We start from the raw sequence: 18,953 nt of genomic DNA, 5'->3' as shown, positions 1-18,953 counted from the left end.
TCTATTCCCCCTTTTCGCTTATACAGCGGCGTACGGTGCATAATTCTTTTTGATAGACGGTTCCTTCCAAAGACAGCACTTCGATTGTTTTTCCCGTTTTCGGGGAGTGCAGCATTCGGCCGTCTCCCAGCGCCAAACCGACATGGTGGATCGCGCCTTTTCCTTCTTCATAGGCGAAAAACAAAAGGTCAGCCGGCCGGATATCGTTTACCGCCGCGCCGCACCCGGCTTTTGCTTGGTCCTTTGCATCACGGGGAAGGGTATAGCCGTTTGCTTTAAATATCGAATACATAAACCCGGAACAGTCAAACCCGAAACCGCTCAGTCCTCCCCATAAATACGGAAGCCCGAGAAACATCATGCCCGTTTCGATGACATCGGCCGCCCGTCCTTTCGTATGCCGGCACTCGTCTGCGTCAGCTTCATTTACGAACCGTTCTCCGAGCGGCGTCACCACCCGGAAAAAACCTTTTTCACGTCCTGGAGCCGGAAGACGCGTTAAGAAACTTACTTCCAAGTCCGGTTCGCCGTTTGTGTGATATAAAAAAGCTGTCGGTTTGGTAATCCAAACGGCGGGGGAAGATGTATGAAAGCCGTCTTTTGAAAGCTGGTTTTTTTTCATCCAGCCCGGATATCCGCGCGCGTCCTTGTTTGAAGGCTGGCCGGGAACGGCGACAAAAGCCCATTCCCCTTCCTCTTTGAGAATGATCACTTCTTCTCCGAAAAGCGCTTGCGTTTGGACAAGGTTGTCTGTGCATAATTGCAGCCGCTCTTCATATCCCATAGACGCTAACCATTTTCTGATCTGCGGCGGGTTTTCAAGCATCGGCGCATCATCCGAACGGGGAGATGACGGCAGCGTCCATACGTTGGCTGCCGCCGCTGTAACGGCTGCTCTCATCCTTTCGCCTCCTCTTGTATCGACACACCGGTAATGCCGAGACCCGGTTCATCGGGAATCGTAATCTGACTGCCGCTGTATGTGATGCCGCCTTGAATCAAATCATCTTTCAGCATAAGCGGCGCATCAAAATCAAACCTTGTCACATTCCGTTTGCCCGCGGCAAAATGAGCCGCGGCGGTGATGCCGAGCTTGGTCTCAATCATGCTGCCGACCATGCATTCCACGCCGCACGTTTCGGCCATCGCATTGATTGTTTCCGCCTGCTTTATGCCGCCCGCTTTCATCAGCTTAATATTAATTAAATCGGCGCTTCTCGTCTGCAGCACGTGAAAGGCCTGACGGGGGGTAAAGACGCTCTCATCCGCCATAATCGGCGTGTCTACGGCATCTGTGACCTGCTTCAGCCCGGCGATATCGTCTTTATGAACAGGCTGCTCGACCAGCTCAATGCCCAGGCCGGCGTCTTCCATCTTTCGGATCGCAGTCACGGCTTCTTTCGGCGTCCAGCCTTGGTTGGCGTCCAATCTCAGTTTGACGTTTCCGCCGACACGTGATCTGATCGCCTGAATCCGGGCAACATCGTCCGATATGTCACCTATACCGACTTTTATTTTTAAAATATGAAATCCTTTGTTCACATAACGGTCTGCATCCCCCGCCATCTCCTCAGGAGAATTGACGCTGACGGTAAAATCTGTTTCCAGTGTATTCCGATAGCCTCCGAGAAGCCGGTAAAGCGGCTGTCCGTGCATTTGCGCCCATCCGTCATATACAGCCATATCCACCGCGGCTTTTGCGCTTTGGTTTCTTTCCAACAGCCGGCTGATATCATACAGAACAGCTTCCCTTTCAGAAAGGCTCCGTCCCAAGAGAACGGGCTTCAGCACATCGTGGACGGCGCTTTCAATACCGGCCGTGCTGTCGCCTGTAATGACAACCGTCGGCGGCGCCTCCCCCCAGCCGGTCAGACCGTTGTCAAAAGTGAGCTTCACAATGACCGATTCAGCATTGTAAACCGTGCGCAAAGCGGTCTTAAACGGCTTTTTCAGCGGCACGGACATCCGTCCCGTTTGAATATCTGTAATCTTCACGCCTGATCACTCCCTTCCGGAAACCCCCGATTCAATCGTTACCGCTTTGGCCGCCGTATCCATAACCGCGCGGGCTCCGATCGGAACGGCGAAGCTCGGTGAACAATGGCCGATTTTAAAGCCTTTAAGCGCGGGCTTCCCTGATTTGACAATGTAATCATTCAGCACTTGCTCTAAGGTAAGGGACTTTTCTTTGTTTTTCGGTTCGCATTGATGAAAATCACAGACCAGGATTCCGGCTGCATCTGACAGTTTTCCTGCCATCTTTAATTGATTCAGCATTTTGTCGATTTGATACGGCTCCTCATCAATATCCTCGATAAACAGCAATTTGTCTTTCGTATCAATTTCAAACGGCGTGCCGAGCGTGGACGTAATGAGCGACAGATTGCCGCCCGCAAGCTCTCCCTCGGCCCCTCCGCCTGTCAGCACCTCTAAGGGAGAAATGTCCTCCGTATAGGTGAATTCCGTTTCTGTAAAAAGCTGATGATACGACGCTTTTGTCAGGGGATCAGCATCTTCAAGCCCGACATCCGTGCTCAGCATCGGGCCGTGAAATGTGACGAGCCCCGTATTTTGATGAATGGCGGTATGTAAAAACGTAATATCACTGTATCCCCAGAAAATTTTCGGATTGCGGCGGATTAAGCCGAAATCGATGTCGGCGGCAATGCGGCCCGTGCCGAATCCTCCGCACGCGCATATCACCGCTTTGACATTCTGATCACTAAACATGTCATGGAGATCATCGAGACGCGCCCGGTCTTCTCCCGCCAAATAGCCGTGACGGGTCTTCAGCGCCCGGCCGAGTTTCACATGAAGGCCAAGCTCATTCTCTAAAAACAGCAGCGCGGTTTGCAGCGTCCCGCTCTCAGGCGGGCTTGCGGGCGCAATCACACCGACCGTGTCGCCTTTTTGCAGTGCTTTCGGTTTATGGTTCATAACTTTTTCAATCTCCTTTCCGGATTGAAAAGTGAAACACGCCGCTCCTTTAATGGATAAAGAGCGGCATATGTTTCCGCTGTAAGATCAGGACTTTTCCGCCCATTTCAGATCAATGTAACCGACGGGGTGCCGAACAATGCCCTTCACGCCGCTGTTCTGCAGATGCACCTGATTGTAAAAGTAAATCGGAATGATCGGAGCCTCATTCATGAGCAGCTTTTCCGCTTTATGCATGAGCGCAAAACGTTTTTTGGCATCGGCCTCCTGTTTTGCCTGCTTGATGCAGCCGTCGTATGCCGCGCTGCCCCAGCCGGTGCGGTTCATGGAATTATCCGTTTGGAAAGCCTCAAGAAAACTGATCGGATCTGCGTAATCCGGTAAAAATGAGCTTTGAGAGAACTGGAACTTCAGTCCTTTCTGCTCTTCTAAAAAGACGTTCCATTCCATATTGGCGAGCTTAACGTCTATACCGAGCACACTTTTGAGCTTCTGCTGAACCGCTTCCGCTATTTTCTTATGATCCGGTTTTGTGCTGTATGTCAATGTAACGGCGGGCATCTTGTCATAATGCTCTTCCGCCATGCCTTTTTCCAGCAGTTTTTTAGCTTCTGATTCATCCGGATTTAATAAACTGCCGCCCGCTTCGCGGAAATCTTTCCCGTTAGGCTGAGTAAATCCCGGGGATACAAAGGCATGTGCCGGCTTTTCACTGTTTTTGGTCACATAATCCGTGATTTCTTTCTGATCAATCGCTGCCGCGAACGCTTTTCTGAGCTTCTCATTTTGAAATGGCTCCATTTTTACGTTAAAACGATAGAAATAGAGTCCGGCCTGATCCCACGTGCGGACATTTTTTCCTCCCATCAGCTGCTCGCTCAGCTCTGCCGGCACAAAGGCGGTATCCAAATCCCCCGACTGGAACATCTGATAGTCGGTATTCCGATCACTGACCATCGCCCATGTGACTTTATCCAGTTTCACCGTCTTTTTATCCCAATACGTCTCGTTTTTGACCATCGTCATGCTGTCGTCATGCTTCCATTCCGTCAGTTTGAACGGCCCGTTGCCGACAAAGGTTTTTGCTTCAGTGAACCATTTCGGATCAGCCTTGGCGACCTTCTCATTAATCGGGAAATACGCCGGATTGGACACGACGCTCAGAAAATAATCCTGCGGTGCCGCCAATGTGACGACAAGCGTTTTTTTATCTTTTGCCGTGACTTTCACTTCTTCTTTTTTGCCTTTTCCGCTGTTAAATTCCTCCCCGCCTTTGATCATATAGCCGAGAAATGCGGAAGATGCGCCCGTTTTCGGATCGAGCATCCGTTTCCAGGCGTACACGAAGTCTTCCGCCGTAACGGGATCGCCATTTGTCCATTCGGCGTTATCACGGATATTGAAGGTATATGTCAGCTTATCAGCGGACACCTTCCAGCTTTCCGCCATGGCCGGTTCGGGTTTATTATCTTTTCCGAGCCTCGTCAATCCTTCCATGATGTTATTCAGCGGCTGCCAGGAAACATTATTAAATCCGATCGGCGGATCAAGTGAGGTCGGCTCATTTTCGTTATTGAGCCGCAGCACCGTTTCACCCCCCTGTTCTTTTGCTTTGCCGGGTTCTGTCCCCGCCTGTTCATTGGCTGTACAGCCCATCAGAGCAAACGAAACAACAGCAATCACACCGATCGCCCATCTCTTTTTCATTTCAATCCCCCTTTTTCCTCTGCTGCCGTCAGCTGCTGCTTCAGCCGCTCTGCACGGTCATCCTGAAGCCAGCAGTTGACGATATGGCTTTTGGATTTCACGGTTGTTGCCGGGTATACCTTTTCACAGACGATCATCCTGTCCGGGCAGCGGGCGGCAAACGGGCAGCCCGGCGGCGGATCGAATAAATCAGGCGGCGTCCCGTCAATCGGCGAAAGCTCACTATCCTCCATATCCAGCCGCGGCACTGAACGAAGCAGCCCCTTTGTGTATGGATGAGCCGGACGGTAAAAAATATCATGCCTCGTGCCGATTTCGGCGATTTTCCCCGCATACATGACGGCGACTCTGTCGGCGGTCTGAGCGACGACGCCGAGATCATGCGTGATCAGAATAATAGACACGCCTGTTTTTCTTTGAATCTTCTTAAATAATTCAAGGATTTGTGCTTGAATCGTCACATCAAGAGCCGTTGTCGGTTCATCGGCGATCATAATTTCCGGCTCGCAGATCAGAGCCATCGCGATCACGATCCGCTGCCGCATGCCCCCGCTTAATTGGTGGGGGTACTGCTTCAGGCGGGATTTCGAGTCCGGGATACCGACCAGATCCAGCATGGCGAGAACTTCGGATTCAGCTTGTTTTCTTGTCATGGCGCGGTGTTCCAACAGCGCTTCTGAGAGCTGATCCCCTATGGTCAAAGTCGGATTGAGCGCCGTCATCGGGTCCTGAAAGATCATAGAAATATCGCGCCCCCGGATTCCCCGCATTTCCCGATCCGACATTTGGCAAAGGTCTTTCTGTTTAAATTGTATGCTTCCGGATTCAATCTTTGCCGAATGTTTCGGAAGAAGGCCCATCACGGCTTGTGACGTCACGCTTTTTCCGCAGCCCGATTCACCGACGATCGCAAACGTTTCACCTTTATATAAATCGAAGCTGACGCCTCTGACGGCTTTTACAGTGCCTCCGTATGTTGAAAAAGTAACATGCAGATTTTGAACGGAAAGAACTTGCTGCGCCATTTTTCCTACCTCCTCAGTTTCGGGTCTAACGCGTCCTGCAAGCCGTCTCCAAGTACGTTAAACGCGTACATCGTCAAGGAAATGAAAAAAGCGGGAAAAAACAGCCGCCACCAATGGCCTGATAAAATCGCCGGCAGCCCGTCGTTTGCCATGACGCCCCAGCTTGCAAACGGCGCCTGAATGCCGAGTCCGAGAAAACTTAAAAATGATTCCGCAAAAATCGCCGCCGGCACCGTAAGCGTCATTTGGACAATAATGGCTCCCATCGTATTCGGCAGCAGATTTTTCTTAATGATCCGAAATGTTTTCGCTCCAAACGTTTTCGAAGCCAATACGTGTTCATCATGCTTCATCCTCAGCACCTGTCCTCTGACGATCCGCGCCATGCCGACCCATCCCGTCACGGTCAGAGCGACGATAATGGAACTGAGCCCCGGCCCCATCAGCACCATTAACAAAATGACAACGAGCAGATACGGCAATCCGTAGAGAACCTCGATGATTCTCATCATGGCGCTGTCTGTCCGGCCCCCTTTGTAGCCGGCGACGCCTCCGTAGATAACTCCGATCAAAAAGTCAATCAGCGCCGCCATCACACCGACAAATAAAGAGATCCTCGCTCCGTACCACGTTCTTGTAAACACATCCCGGCCAAGTTCATCGGTTCCGAACCAGTGTGAAAAAGACGGCGGAAGATTCTGCTCGGCGAGCGTCTGCCTTGTCACGCTGTGCGGTGATATCAGCGGACCGAACACAGCCGATAGAAACAGGCAGCATAATATCACAAGGCCGGCCATCGCCAATTTGTTCTTTTTAAGCCGCCGCCACGCATCCTGACTGTAAGACAGGCTCGGACGCTTGACCGACTCGGTTTCACCCTTTCTTTCCGCGCCCGGCTGAAACCAGTCATCAGGCACTTCTGTGTGTTTTACCGTTTCTTGCGGGAGATTCATCAGGATCACCCTTTCTTATGAAGTTTTATGCGCGGGTCTAACAGGCCGTATGCCAAATCAACCAGAAACAGCAGGACGATCAGAATCACACTGTAAAATACGGTCGTTCCCATGATGACCGGGTAATCACGCTGATTGATGCTTTCTACGAAATATTTGCCCATTCCCGGTATGGCAAAAATTTTCTCGATGACGAAACTGCCCGTTAAAATACTTGCGGCAAGCGTCCCGAGTACTGTCACAACAGGCATAAGAGCATTTTTCAATGCGTGTTTGATCACAATTTTGACGGGAGAAAGCCCCTTTGCTTTTGCCGTGCGGATGTAATCCTGAGTCAGCACTTCGGCCATGCTTGATCTTGTCAGCCTCGCGATAATGGCCATGGGACCGACGGCAAGCGCAACAGTCGGCAGGACCATGTGAACGGGACTCGTCCAGGTAGCTGCCGGAAACCATTTCAGATGAACCGCAAATTGCTGAATCAGCAGCGTAGCCATAATAAAATTCGGAATGGAAATCCCGAGCACCGCAAGGCTCATGGCCGCATAATCGAGAAATCCGCCGCGCCTGAGAGCGGCCATTATGCCGAGCGCGAGCCCGGAAATAACAGCGATGATGATCGCCGTTATCCCAAGCTCAAATGAGACCGGAAACCCGCGTTCAAGCATAGCGTTTACACTGTCTGACGGTTTTTTAATTGAAGGACCGAAATCAAAGGTAAGAATGGATTTTAGATAGATGGCGTATTGAGTGATAAGAGGTTCGTTCAGATGGTAGTAGGATTCGAGATTTCGCTGGACCGCTTCGTTTGTGCCCCGCTCTTCGTTAAAAGGCGAGCCGGGTATCACTTTCATCATGACAAATGTCAGAGTAGTGATGACGAGGACGGTCATAATCATGGCGATAAAACGTTTGATAAAATACCGCAGCAATGCCGTTCACCCCTTTAACAGAATGTTGTTCTCATGGCGAGTTCTGTCATGACGAGCATGGCCTGATAGGCTTCCGGCATGTCTTTTGCCTGAAATTGAACGATTGTCGTTCCCGGGATGATTTCTGTGCCCGGCATTAAATGGGCCCATTCAGCCTGTCCGTAGTTGGCAAATTCAATGCCTAATACAGGTCTTTCAGGCGGAGTCAGCGGTTTGACCTTATCTTTATTTTTGAGCGCATAGGCTGTTTTTTCCGTCAGGAGCCGTCCGGCTTTTTGAGGGGACAGGCATTTGACCGCGGTTCTTGAAATGGTTTGTTTGACGGCGGCAGTCGTCACATTCGGGATCAGCTCCTCCGCTTCTTTTGCGGCGCAATCATCTCCGGCAGCCATGATGACCGGGACATCGTAAAATCCGGCGAGATAGGCATTTAACCCCAGTTCACCGACCGGCTTATCATTTATGTAAAAGTGGCGGACGCCGAATATCATGCTGTGCGACATAACGCCCGGCATCGACGCTCTCGCATGATAGCCGATAAACATCACACCCGAATACGATTCATCAAGCCCCTGCATCATGGAAAACGGCTTGACATCCCCCGTAATCAGCTCTGCCTCAGGGTGAAGTTTTTCCGCGAGCAGATTATTCATCTTTGAGTGGCTGTCATTCACGGTCACTTCCGTGCATCCGTTATTAAACGCTTCTGCGATGCACCAGTTTGCTTCTTCGGTCATCAGAACTCTGCCGCGCTCATAATTGTGCATGCGGGAATTGACAAATGTTTCATCAGGCAGTCCGGAAATCCCTTCCATATCCACAGATAGATACAGTTTCATGTAATGCCTCCTTTTTTACTTAAAATTTCGATATTAAATTATGAATATTCTAACAAATTATATTAAAAAAGGATGAAACATGCAATATACCATTCTGCTATTATGGGAAAAAACAAACCCTTTTCACCGGGAAAAGGGTTTGCTGATAGAAAAAGTTACATACTGTTTTTGCTTATATGATGACGCTGAAACTGTCTGACCGCACTTCTGTATTCACGATCGGGAATGACCTGATGCCTGATCGGTTCAGGAGCCTGCGGCGAAGGCTCTTCAGCCGCCTGCTTACGGACGGCATGCGGTTTATGCGCCAGCTTATGTCCCATGCCGGTCGCATTCATGACAAATGATAAACACACTAAAAGCAAGCTTAAGATGAAAGCAATAAGAAACAAATCGCTGTATGTCCCCATCAGCAAGTCATGCGGCGATTGTGTGCCGCGCGCGCCCCGAAACATGCCGGAAGCATCTCTTTTCGTAAAATACCCTATTAAAACAGGTGCGCCCATATAAATGAACAGCCTTAAAAACTGAACTGCCGTCATGCGTTTCACCAGTTCCGGAAGCGGTCCGCCCAACGCGGCTCCCATCAGTCCGGCTGCCACAATAAGCCCTGTCCCGGCCGCCAGCATCACGAAAAGCCCCGCAAATAGAATAAGGGGTATATGATGATCCGCCGTCATCCATTGAAAATTCACGAACACCAGTATAACAGAGCCTGTTATGCCGAGCATGCCCGGACCGACTTTATCATATGCTAATGCACTGATAACAGCGGCGATGGCCACGCCTCCCAAAAGGCTCGCATATAGGAATATCAGTTGAGTTTGTGACATATGATATGCGGTCTGAAGCTCCCCGTGAAATGCAGAAAGACTGACCGCTATGGAAATACTGCCCGCAGCGATCATGAAAACACCCAGAATCGGCTTTGGAATCAGCATAAGTTTAATCGAAATCAGCGCATGTTCGTTTCTGTACTGCATGATCAGCAAGATCAGAAGAATGACGATGCTTCCTCCAAATCCCGCCAATGTCTGCCATGATGAAAAGCCCCATTTCGGCAGATGAATAAATGTATAGGCGGTCAGCACGGCTGATACACCCGCTAACAGAAAACCGATGCCGTCAAATGGAGATTTTTCAGCATTTTTATGAGCGTCATCCCGCAGCCACATATAACTGAAAATGAGGCCGAAAAAAGACAGCAGGCCAAAAATGCCGAACAGCCAATGCCAATGGCCGGCGCTTGCCGCCGCCGTGCCTAAAACGGTCCCCATAATGACGGACCCGTAAAATCCGCCGATTAACACAAATAATGCGTAATTCCGGCGCTCAATCGGAAACGAAAGCACCAGCATCGGGATCATAATCATCAGCATAGTGCCCGCCGCAGCTCCCTGTAAAAAACGGCCCGCGGCGAGCGGATAAATATCATTTGTCACAGCAGCAAGGAGCGCTCCGATGACACCCGCGGCCATCGAAATCATATAGACAGGCCGGGAGCCGAATCTTTTTCTTAAATACGGCCCCGCCGGCACGAATAAGGCAAATGCCATATTACCGATAATAATCGGATGAAAAGAGTCAAAGTTTTCCCCGCCGACCGTCTGCCGGACAAGGCTTTGGACAGCCGAAAGTGCGGTATTCGACATCAGCCCCGGCCCGACCGCCAATACAGCGAGCAGAGAAATAATCCAATGATGTTTTTCTTTCATTTGACAACTCCTTTCTGACTATTTAACAAAGTGAAAAAGCTAACAGATTTCCCCCATTAGCTTGACAGAATTTTTCATATCTTTTCATGTGAAGGATTGAACATAATATCTCATTTATTATTTCAAATCCGATGGAAATTGTCAATATAAAGCGCCTCCGTCCGATTACGCCTTTTTCACAATTTCCCACAATCTTTTCATTATTATCCCACACTTTTTGTTTAAGATGGAGTCAGTAATAATAGGCAAATCATGCTATGATGAAAATAGAGAAACGGAGTGAACATGATGGATAACTATCGTGATGAAAATCGGACAGACCAAAAAGAACAGGAAGTCCTTTTAGTAAAAGAAAACCCGCAGCCGGCCGGATATTCCGCGTCGGACGAGGACAAGAAAAAACGAAGCTTCGGCTGGTTCAGACCGCTTCTCGGCGGAGTGATCGGCGGAGGGCTCGCCCTCGGCATCTATACATTTACGCCGCTTGGAGACCATCAGACTCAAGATACTTCCAATACGGCTCCCGCTCAGGAAACGTCATCGGTAACCGCCAAGCAGACATCTTCTGATTCCGGCAGCAGCAAATCGGCAAACAGCTCATCGGCAAATTCAAGCAGCATTTCGAATATGGTGGAAGACATTTCACCGGCGATCGTCGGAATCACCAATCTGCAGAAGCAGCAAAGCAGTTCCGATTTATTCGGATTCGGATCAAGCTCAGATTCAAACTCAAATTCATCGGGTGAAGATGCGGAAACGGGATCGGGTTCAGGCGTTATTTTTAAGAAAGCAAACGGCAAAGCGTATATCATTACGAATAACCACGTGGTCGAAGGCGCCTCTTCCCTTAAAGTGTCATTATATGACGGCACCGATGTAACAGCTAAACTCGTCGGCAGCGACTCTCTGACAGACTTGGCCGTTTTAGAAATCAGTGATAAACACGTGACAAAAACGGCAAGCTTCGGCAGCTCATCCGCTCTCAGAACGGGTGAATCCGTCATCGCCATCGGTGATCCGCTCGGAAAAGACCTTTCCCGCACCGTCACACAGGGCATCGTGAGCGGCTTAAACAGAACCGTCTCGATCTCTACGTCAGCCGGTGAGTCAAGCATCAACGTCATCCAAACCGATGCCGCCATCAATCCCGGAAACAGCGGCGGACCGCTCTTGAATACAGACGGCAAAATCATCGGCATCAACAGCATGAAAATCAGCGAAAGTGATGTAGAAGGCATCGGCTTTGCTATCCCGAGCAACGATGTAAAACCGATCGCCGAAGAGCTTCTCACGAAAGGACAAGTGGAGCGCCCTTATATCGGCGTGAGCATGATCGACTTGGAACAAGTGCCGCAAAACTATCAGGAAGGCACACTCGGGCTTTTCGGCAAACAGCTGAATAAAGGCGTTTATATTCGCGAAGTGGCGCAGGGCTCACCTGCAGCCAAAGCCGGATTAAAAGCAGAAGACATCATTATCAGCTTAAAAGGGAAAGAAACCGACACGGGCAGCGAACTTCGCAATATTCTCTACAAGAATACGAAAGTCGGCAGCACCGTTGACGTGAAGATTATCAGAAACGGCAAGGAAATGACGAAAAAAATGAAACTGACTCAAAAAGAAGAAACATCTTCTTAACAAAAATCCAAGGCAGCCGCCTTGGATTTTTTATATACGGATGAAACTTTAGGCCTGGATCAGCCGTATGACTTAGTGTACAAAGGAGGATACATACACATGAAACAAACCGGACTTTTGCTGGTCGTTACCGGTCTGATCTTGCTGCAGCTGAGCATTCAGCTTCCTCAGCAAAACGCTGCTTGGGGAATGACGCTTAGTGCAAGCATTTTACTGAACCTTTCGGGAACCGGACTGATCATGCGCTCTCTGCACACGCAGACCGGCCGCAGATGAATAAAAAAAGCCGCGGGACATTCTGTCATCCCGCGGCTTTTATTTCACATAAAAGCACCCTGTCCGCTGGCCGGACAGGGTGCTTCGGTTAAGACATATGCTGGTCCCGATAAATCTTTTCGTTTTTAATGCCGTACGCTTTTTGCACGATATAGAGCGGACGGTCTTTTGCTTCGTCATAAATCCTTCCGATATATTCGCCGATCATTCCGAGCATTAATAGAACGATGCCGCTGAATAACAGCTGTATCACAATCAGAGAGGACCAGCCCGTAATGGTGCTGTTCGTAAACAGCTTCATGTATAAAACGATAAACATATAGAGAAAACCCGCTCCGGACATGATCATTCCCGCATAACTTGCCGCCTTGAGCGGTTTATGAGAGAACGTTGTGATCCCGTCCATGGAAAGCTTCAGCATTTTTTTAAGCGGGTATTTCGTTTCCCCCGCAAGCCGCTCATCTCGTTCATATTCTACAGCAGTCTGCTTAAAGCCAACCCAGCTGACGAGCCCTCTGACAAAAGGATTTTTTTCTTTTAATTTTTTCATCTCATCACAGACTTTTCTGTCCAGCAGGCGGAAATCTCCGGTGTCGAGCGGAATATCAATATCAGTCACGTTCCGCAGCAGCCGGTAAAACATAGAGGCCGTCTGTTTCTTGAAAAAGGTTTCTCCCTTTCGTTTCGTTCTGACGGCGTACACCACATCGTAGCCTTCTTTCCACTGCTCAATCATATCAAGGATTAATTCAGGAGGGTCCTGCAAATCGGCGTCAATGACGACGATTGCATTCCCCTCTGCATAATCCATACCCGCTGTGATCGCGATCTGATGTCCGAAGTTTCTGGAAAAATCAATAATTTTCACTCTCGGATCAATCAGACTTTGCTCTCTTAAAATCTCAATACTGCGGTCTTTGCTTCCATCATTGACAAAGATCAATTCATAATGCTCTTTTGTTTGATCCATCACTTCTTTCAGACGCTGATAGGTTGTCTGAATGACGAGTTCCTCGTTATAAACCGGGACGACTATTGAATATTGAATATGTCTGCTCATGTTTTTTCCTCCTATTCATCAGATTGAAGTTCGTATAGTGAAGCTGATTGATTCATTCCGCCCGGCCCGCCGCTCATTCGGCTGTTTTTACCTGAGGCCTTGCTGCTTTTTTTATCAGCTGCATCACTATTTTTCGTTTTCTGATCTGTGTTTGATTGCCATTTATCTGAAGATACTTTCTTTCCGTTTTTCTCAACCCACTGCACAATATCGTTATTTCCGCCTTTGCCCATTCCGGATGCTAAGAAGTATTTTACTTTCCCTTCTTTTACGAGCTTTTTAAATTGGGCCAGCGTAATGGCCGGGTCAGAACCGCTGTATCCGCCGATCGCCATGACCGCTTTTTTCGTTTTAATAATGTAAGGCGCCGCAGTGTTGGAATCGGTTGTTGCAAATAGATAGTCCGCTCCGGCGTTGTGCTTCTCTAAATAGTTGATCAGTTTTGTATTGACAGATGCGTTATCCATTCCCATGCCTTTTCCGCTTGTTGAAGCGAGCTGAGGGCCTGTTTCAGGCAATGAGCTGTTGCCTCCGTACAGAAGCGGTGTGCTCGCCCAATAAATCGGCATGACCATCAAGACGAGAAGGGCTGCAAGTGAAACATAATAACTGAGCGGTTTTTGGCGCTGTTTGAATACGAACAGAGCGATTGCTGCCACTGCGCCGATAACGCCTATTCCGATGCTCCAGCCTGCGCCGATTTGATCATTGTAGTTTCTGAGGATAAACAGCTCAAATCCGGTTGTCACAAGAATAGCGGCCGGCAATAGCCAAGTTTTCCATCCCGCCTGCTTGCGGTACAGATGAACGAGGGCGACCCATCCCGCACCGACAAGTGCCGCGATCGGAGGCGCCAGCATAATGAGATAATAATGGTGGAAAAATTCTGCGACACTGAAGAATCCGGCAATCGGCACAAGCCACGCTGCCCAAAAGATCGTTTCCTTCTGTTCTGCTGATAATCGTCTTCTTTCTCTCGCCCCGGCGATCAATAAACCGGCCATTCCAAAAATCGCAAACGGCAGGAGCCAGCTGATCTGATCAGATAATTCCGTTTGGAAAAGGCGCAGCGGACCAGGGGTTCCCGTACCGAACATTCCTGAACCTGATTGCATTTTCGAGCCGGTGCCTGCACCGCTTTTTCCTCCGCCGCCGGGACCGCCTCCGCCGCCATCTCCGCCGCTTGGAGGGCCTCCTTGACCGCCGCTTGGCATTTCGCCGCCGCTTGGCATTTTCCCGTTAGATGGAGGTGCCGTCATACTGCCGTTTTGTGATTTGTCTCCGCTTGCTGAACTGCTGCTTGAAGACTGGCCAGGCGGTTTTTGCATTTGTGAAGAACCGCCGGAAGAAGACATCTCTTTCGATGCATTTCCGTCCGGCCCGCCCTGGCCGCCGCCGGAACTTTGCCCTGTCAGCCGCTGAATCCCGTTATATCCGAAAGCCAATTCCAATACGGAGTTTGTCTGGCTGCTTCCGACATATGGCCTTTTGCTGGCAGGAATATTGTCAACAATGAGCGGCCATGACAATGAAACGGCTGCTAAAACGGCTAACGCGCTTACCAATGAAATGATTTTTTTCTTAATCGTGGTGTTTGCCGCAATCATATAGAACAGCAAGAAGGCCGGCAAAATCATATAAGCCTGAAGCATTTTTGTGTTAAAGCCTGCTCCGACGACAAAAAATGCCGCCAAAAGCCAGATCAGTCTGCCTTTTCTGATTGCTTTAAAGAGAAGCCATGTGGCGAACAAGAGGAAAAAGACCAGTAAAGCATCGACATTGTTCGTCCGCGCGACCGCTACTGCGATCGGTGTACACGCCATGACAAATGAGGCGATGCGCGCCGCCGTTTTTCCGAACGTCGGCTTTATTAATAAGTACATGAATAGAACTGAACCTACACCCGCCAATGCCTGAGGCAGGATGACGCTCCACCCGTGCATACCGAATATCAGCGCGCTGATCGTTTGAATCTGGTATGTAACAGGCGGTTTATCTACCGTGATAAACCCGGCTGCGTCAAATGAAGCGTAAAAGAAATTATGAAAGCTTTGAAGCATACTCGTTACCGCTGCGGTGTAATAAGGATTCACCGTATCGTCATTCCAGATGTTGTACATATTCAAGAATGCGGAAACGAGTAAAATGAGAATTAAGACTGCGTCTATCTCGCGTTTTTTCATTTTCACTTGTGTTTTCACTCCTTTTGTTTAACTTTGAACAAGTGTAACAACCAAATGTGAAAAATTTATTAATAAACAAAGACAATTATTTTGCCGTTTACAAATAGGTAAAAAGAATGACAAAACGGGTAAAAAAGCAAAAAAAAGATGCCCCCGTCAAGCCGGGAGGCATCTGTCATGATTTCTGATTTACTGAATCGGTTTCAGCCGTGCTTCTATTTCAGAACGGCGGTGTTCGAGATAAGGCGGGAGCGCAACCGTTTTGCCCAGCTCTTCAGGTTTTTCATCAACCATAAATCCCGGACCGTCCGTTGACAATTCAAACAGAATTCCGTTCGGCTCCCGGAAGTACAGCGCTTTGAAATAATAACGCTCTACAATGCCTGAGTTGCTGAAACCTTCTTTCGTAATGATGCGGTGCCATAAAGCAAGCTCCTCTTCATTCTGGACGCGGAAGGCCACATGGTGCACGCTGCCTTTTCCAGGACGCTCGCGCGGAAGATCGTTTCTTTCAATGAGATGGACTTCTGTACGCGCGCCTCCGTTTCCGGATTCGAGCACCGTAACCGTGCCCCGGTCTTCATGCGTTTCTTTCCCGATTTCAGTGAAGCCCAGCACATCGGTTAACACACGCAGCGTCGGTTCTGCATACGGGACGGTCAATTCAACGGGACCAAGACCGCGGAAAGAATATTCTTCCGGTATGCCGCTTTGCTTCACCGCTTCACCGATGCCTTTTCCTTTTTCGTCAGCTGTCAGCACAAGCCGCTGTCCTTCATGATCCTGAAAAGCGAGTGTGTCCCTGCCCGCTATTTTCACGATCTCACTGTGAGAGACCTGATGCTCTTCAAATCGTTTTTTCCAATATTGGAGCGCTTGTGCATCCGGGACACGCAGGCCGATTGAAGAAATACTGTTTGTTCCCGCATGAAACGGCGCAATCCGCGGAATCTCGAAAAACGTCAATTCAGATCCCGGATTGGCTGTTTCATCACCGTAAAACAAATGATACATCGTCGGTTCATCTTGGTTTACGGACTTTTTCACAAGCTTCAGTCCCAGGATGTTCCGATAGAAATCTAAATTTTTCTGCGCATCAGCCGTCAATGCTGATACATGGTGTATTCCATTAACTTTCATTATGTTATCCTCCAGTCAATTATCTCGATTTCGAGATATTTATATATACAATTTATGTTATCCGGATCGTAAAGTCAACCCATCTGCTTCACAGACGGTCTGCAGACTGCCGCTCCCTAAATAACGAACCTTTGATATAAAAAAACCATTAATGTTCGCTTTTAAAACGGTATTTTTTCCTTCTCAAAAGCAGAAACCTTTATCTTTTAGGGAAAACAACAAAATCAGAAAATTTATTTTATTCGTGTTTCAGCAATTAGGGTTTACAATATGGAAAATAGTTTTTTCATCATGACGATTTTACATCTGGAGGGAAAGGATATGCAGATTGAAGAGAACGGACTTAAAAAAGAGATCGGCCTTACCATCGCCCTCTCACTTGTTATCGGCACCATCATCGGTTCCGGCGTATTTATGAAACCAGGCGCCGTGCTTGCCTACTCCGGTGATGCGAAAACCGCGCTTATCGCGTGGCTGTTAGGAGGTATTTTAACGCTTGCAGGCGGATTGACCGTTGCGGAAATCGGCACTCAGATTCCGAAAACGGGCGGACTTTATACATATCTCGAAGAAGTGTACGGCGAATTTTGGGGCTTTTTGTGCGGATGGGTTCAAATTATCATTTACGGCCCCGCCATTATCGGAGCAATCGGCCTGTATTTCGGCTCTTTGATGGCGCACTTGTTCAATTGGGATTCCGGCTGGTCTAAATTGATCGGGATTTCAGCCGTTTTGTTTTTAAGCATCATTAATATTATCGGAACGAAATATGGCGGCATCGTCCAGGGAATTACGACTGTCGGCAAATTGATTCCGATTATCTGCATGATCGTGTTCGGCCTTTGGAAAGGCGATCAGCATATTTTCACAGCCGTCACAAGCAGCATGTCGGACATGAATTTCGGCGCTGCCATACTGGCCACCTTGTTTGCTTATGACGGCTGGATTCTGCTTGCGGCACTCGGCGGCGAGATGAAAAATCCGGAAAAGCTGCTCCCGAGAGCGATGACGGGCGGACTGCTGGTCGTCACCGCCATTTATCTTTTCATTAACTTTGCGCTGCTGCACATTCTTCCTGCGACCGACATCGTCAAACTCGGTGAAAATGCGACCGGCACCGCTGCCGGAATGCTGTTTGGCGACATCGGAGGAAAATTGATCAGCGTCGGAATCATCGTCAGCATCTTCGGCTGTTTAAACGGAAAGATTCTCGCTTTTCCGCGTGTCTCGTTTGCGATGGCGGAACGGAAACAGCTGCCGTTTGCCGGACAGATTTCGCGGGTTCATCCGACGTTCCGCACCCCGTGGATTGCCGTGTCATTTCAGATCGCGCTGGCCATTATTTTTATGATCGCCAGCAATCCAGATAAGCTGTCTGAAATCTCTATTTTCATGATTTATATTTTTTACGTCATGGCCTTTTTCGCCGTGTTTATCCTCAGAAAAAAAAGCGGCGGAAAACCGCGCGCCTACAGCGTGCCTTTGTATCCGATCATTCCTGTTTTGGCCATCGCGGGTTCACTGTTTGTGCTGATCAGCACGATCATTACAGATACACTGAGCTGCGCGCTGTCCCTCTTGATCGGCCTCGCCGGGCTGCCGCTTTATTTTTGGCTGAAAAACGGCAGAAAAAACTGATAAAAACGGTTCCTTTTACGGGAGCCGTTTTTTTTTCTGGCAAAATCACGTGCAAAAGTTGACAGCAAATTCACATCTTTTGTTATACTTTTTAAGCAAGATGTCTGAATTCGAAGTATGTTACGTTTTTTTGGCGAAGTGGGTAACATAAGAAAAACAGGATGAGACACGTTTTTACGAAAAAATCAAGAGGCGTTTTTTTCGACTTTATCTGTTTTTTTTCGACAAAAGGCTATATAATAATTTGATGTGTGCATTGTCTCATTCAAACAATGGAGGGTTTTTAATGATAAAAAGAAAAAAAGATAAGTTCTCACTCCTTTTAACAGAAATCGCAAAAAACATAGACGAAACCGCAGAATACTTTGTCAACTTTAAAGTGACGAACCAGACGACTTTAAAGGAATTTGCCGATACGTTAAAAGAGTTTGAAACAAAAGGAGATAATCATGTTCATGTCATGATTAAAGAGCTGAACAAAGCTTTTATCACTCCCATTGAACGTGAAGACATCCTTGAGCTGACAAACAGCCTCGATGACGTGCTTGACGGAATCGAACATTTTTCAGCAATGATGGAGATTTTCTCGATCACTTCTTCCGATGAGCATATCGATAAGTTCAGCGGATACATCAGAGAGTGCGCGAAGGAAATTTTAATCACGATTGAGCTGCTTGCAGAAAACCGATTGAAGGACATTCACCCTCACGCCATTAAAATTAAGGAATACGAGCACAGCTGTGATAACCTGCACCGTAAATCATTAAAAAATCTGTTCGGCACAGAAACCGATCCGATTAAAGTGATTCAGTACCGCGAGATTTACGAAACGCTTGAGGAAATTGCCGACTCTTGCCAAAGCGTTGCCAATAACCTTGAAACCATTATTATGAAAAACGCGTAACGAGGG

Annotated in this window: 16 protein-coding genes; 4 read left to right on the top strand and 12 right to left on the bottom strand. The window is 48.5% G+C overall.

What is annotated here, in order from left to right:
- Position 1: 1 nt before the first annotated feature.
- From J6600_RS06590 to J6600_RS06550, 9 genes are all read right to left on the bottom strand, one after another.
- Complete coding sequence (locus tag J6600_RS06590) at positions 2-901, bottom strand: C40 family peptidase (protein WP_209388153.1); 900 nt, start codon at positions 899-901, stop codon at positions 2-4.
- Positions 898-1,995, bottom strand: a complete 1,098-nt coding sequence (locus tag J6600_RS06585) for a mandelate racemase/muconate lactonizing enzyme family protein (protein WP_209388152.1) — start codon at positions 1,993-1,995, stop codon at positions 898-900. Before J6600_RS06585 ends, J6600_RS06590 begins: the two co-directional genes overlap by 4 nt.
- Before the next feature lie 6 nt (positions 1,996-2,001).
- Positions 2,002-2,937, bottom strand: coding sequence for a S66 peptidase family protein (locus J6600_RS06580; RefSeq protein ID WP_481748176.1), 936 nt, complete (start codon positions 2,935-2,937; stop codon positions 2,002-2,004).
- Positions 2,938-3,024: 87 nt separating this feature from the next.
- Positions 3,025-4,644 carry a peptide ABC transporter substrate-binding protein gene (locus J6600_RS06575; RefSeq protein WP_209388151.1) on the bottom strand — a complete coding sequence of 540 codons (1,620 nt, stop codon included), beginning with the start codon at positions 4,642-4,644 and terminating at the stop codon, positions 3,025-3,027.
- Positions 4,641-5,669 (bottom strand): ABC transporter ATP-binding protein, encoded by a 1,029-nt coding sequence (locus J6600_RS06570; protein WP_209388150.1) that lies wholly within the window; start codon positions 5,667-5,669, stop codon positions 4,641-4,643. The genes J6600_RS06575 and J6600_RS06570 overlap by 4 nt, the downstream gene beginning before the upstream one ends.
- Before the next feature lie 5 nt (positions 5,670-5,674).
- Positions 5,675-6,622 (bottom strand): ABC transporter permease, encoded by a 948-nt coding sequence (locus J6600_RS06565; RefSeq protein ID WP_003154782.1) that lies wholly within the window; start codon positions 6,620-6,622, stop codon positions 5,675-5,677.
- A gap of 5 nt (positions 6,623-6,627) precedes the next feature.
- Complete coding sequence (locus tag J6600_RS06560; protein ID WP_007610853.1) at positions 6,628-7,554, bottom strand: ABC transporter permease; 927 nt, start codon at positions 7,552-7,554, stop codon at positions 6,628-6,630.
- Positions 7,555-7,568: 14 nt separating this feature from the next.
- A complete protein-coding gene (locus J6600_RS06555; protein ID WP_007407248.1) occupies positions 7,569-8,393 on the bottom strand; it encodes a M55 family metallopeptidase in 825 nt (274 codons plus the stop codon).
- Positions 8,394-8,548: 155 nt separating this feature from the next.
- Entirely contained in the window at positions 8,549-10,108 is a 1,560-nt protein-coding gene (locus tag J6600_RS06550) for an MFS transporter (protein WP_209388149.1), read from the bottom strand.
- A gap of 288 nt (positions 10,109-10,396) precedes the next feature.
- Between J6600_RS06550 and htrA the strand changes: the two genes are divergently transcribed.
- Positions 10,397-11,746 carry a serine protease HtrA gene (gene htrA / locus J6600_RS06545; protein ID WP_025649642.1) on the top strand — a complete coding sequence of 450 codons (1,350 nt, stop codon included), beginning with the start codon at positions 10,397-10,399 and terminating at the stop codon, positions 11,744-11,746.
- A gap of 99 nt (positions 11,747-11,845) precedes the next feature.
- Positions 11,846-12,022, top strand: a complete 177-nt coding sequence (locus tag J6600_RS06540) for a hypothetical protein (RefSeq protein ID WP_164906833.1) — start codon at positions 11,846-11,848, stop codon at positions 12,020-12,022.
- Between the two features lie 88 nt (positions 12,023-12,110).
- Here the strand turns inward: J6600_RS06540 and J6600_RS06535 are convergent, their stop codons facing one another.
- The 3 genes from J6600_RS06535 to J6600_RS06525 form a co-directional block, all read right to left on the bottom strand.
- Positions 12,111-13,082: a glycosyltransferase family 2 protein gene (locus J6600_RS06535; protein ID WP_025649641.1), complete on the bottom strand. Its 972-nt coding sequence runs from the start codon at positions 13,080-13,082 to the stop codon at positions 12,111-12,113.
- An 11-nt stretch (positions 13,083-13,093) separates the two neighbouring features.
- Positions 13,094-15,271 (bottom strand): ArnT family glycosyltransferase, encoded by a 2,178-nt coding sequence (locus J6600_RS06530; RefSeq protein ID WP_209388148.1) that lies wholly within the window; start codon positions 15,269-15,271, stop codon positions 13,094-13,096.
- A 183-nt stretch (positions 15,272-15,454) separates the two neighbouring features.
- Positions 15,455-16,405 carry a ring-cleaving dioxygenase gene (locus J6600_RS06525; protein ID WP_209388147.1) on the bottom strand — a complete coding sequence of 317 codons (951 nt, stop codon included), beginning with the start codon at positions 16,403-16,405 and terminating at the stop codon, positions 15,455-15,457.
- A 321-nt stretch (positions 16,406-16,726) separates the two neighbouring features.
- On the opposite strand from J6600_RS06525, the gene J6600_RS06520 reads away from it, so the two are divergent.
- Positions 16,727-18,043 (top strand): APC family permease, encoded by a 1,317-nt coding sequence (locus J6600_RS06520; RefSeq protein WP_007610842.1) that lies wholly within the window; start codon positions 16,727-16,729, stop codon positions 18,041-18,043.
- A gap of 286 nt (positions 18,044-18,329) precedes the next feature.
- Positions 18,330-18,947, top strand: a complete 618-nt coding sequence (locus J6600_RS06515; RefSeq protein WP_003154804.1) for a DUF47 domain-containing protein — start codon at positions 18,330-18,332, stop codon at positions 18,945-18,947.
- The last annotated feature ends 6 nt before the right edge of the window (positions 18,948-18,953 follow it).

Source organism: Bacillus sp. LJBV19, from assembly GCF_017797845.1.
Lineage (GTDB): Bacteria > Bacillota > Bacilli > Bacillales > Bacillaceae > Bacillus > Bacillus velezensis.
This window is presented reverse-complemented; position numbering and strand designations above follow the sequence as displayed.

Bases quoted from the DNA above. Each gene is read 5' to 3' on its own strand.
- J6600_RS06590 (WP_209388153.1), bottom strand. From the start codon at position 901: ATGAGAGCAGCCGTTACAGCGGCGGCAGCCAACGTATGGACGCTGCCG.
- J6600_RS06580 (WP_481748176.1), bottom strand. From the start codon at position 2,937: ATGAACCATAAACCGAAAGCACTGCAAAAAGGCGACACGGTCGGTGTG.
- J6600_RS06575 (WP_209388151.1), bottom strand. From the start codon at position 4,644: ATGAAAAAGAGATGGGCGATCGGTGTGATTGCTGTTGTTTCGTTTGCT.
- J6600_RS06570 (WP_209388150.1), bottom strand. From the start codon at position 5,669: ATGGCGCAGCAAGTTCTTTCCGTTCAAAATCTGCATGTTACTTTTTCA.
- J6600_RS06565 (WP_003154782.1), bottom strand. From the start codon at position 6,622: ATGAATCTCCCGCAAGAAACGGTAAAACACACAGAAGTGCCTGATGAC.
- J6600_RS06555 (WP_007407248.1), bottom strand. From the start codon at position 8,393: ATGAAACTGTATCTATCTGTGGATATGGAAGGGATTTCCGGACTGCCT.
- J6600_RS06550 (WP_209388149.1), bottom strand. From the start codon at position 10,108: ATGAAAGAAAAACATCATTGGATTATTTCTCTGCTCGCTGTATTGGCG.
- htrA (WP_025649642.1), top strand. From the start codon at position 10,397: ATGGATAACTATCGTGATGAAAATCGGACAGACCAAAAAGAACAGGAA.
- J6600_RS06540 (WP_164906833.1), top strand. From the start codon at position 11,846: ATGAAACAAACCGGACTTTTGCTGGTCGTTACCGGTCTGATCTTGCTG.
- J6600_RS06535 (WP_025649641.1), bottom strand. From the start codon at position 13,082: ATGAGCAGACATATTCAATATTCAATAGTCGTCCCGGTTTATAACGAG.
- J6600_RS06525 (WP_209388147.1), bottom strand. From the start codon at position 16,405: ATGAAAGTTAATGGAATACACCATGTATCAGCATTGACGGCTGATGCG.
- J6600_RS06520 (WP_007610842.1), top strand. From the start codon at position 16,727: ATGCAGATTGAAGAGAACGGACTTAAAAAAGAGATCGGCCTTACCATC.
- J6600_RS06515 (WP_003154804.1), top strand. From the start codon at position 18,330: ATGATAAAAAGAAAAAAAGATAAGTTCTCACTCCTTTTAACAGAAATC.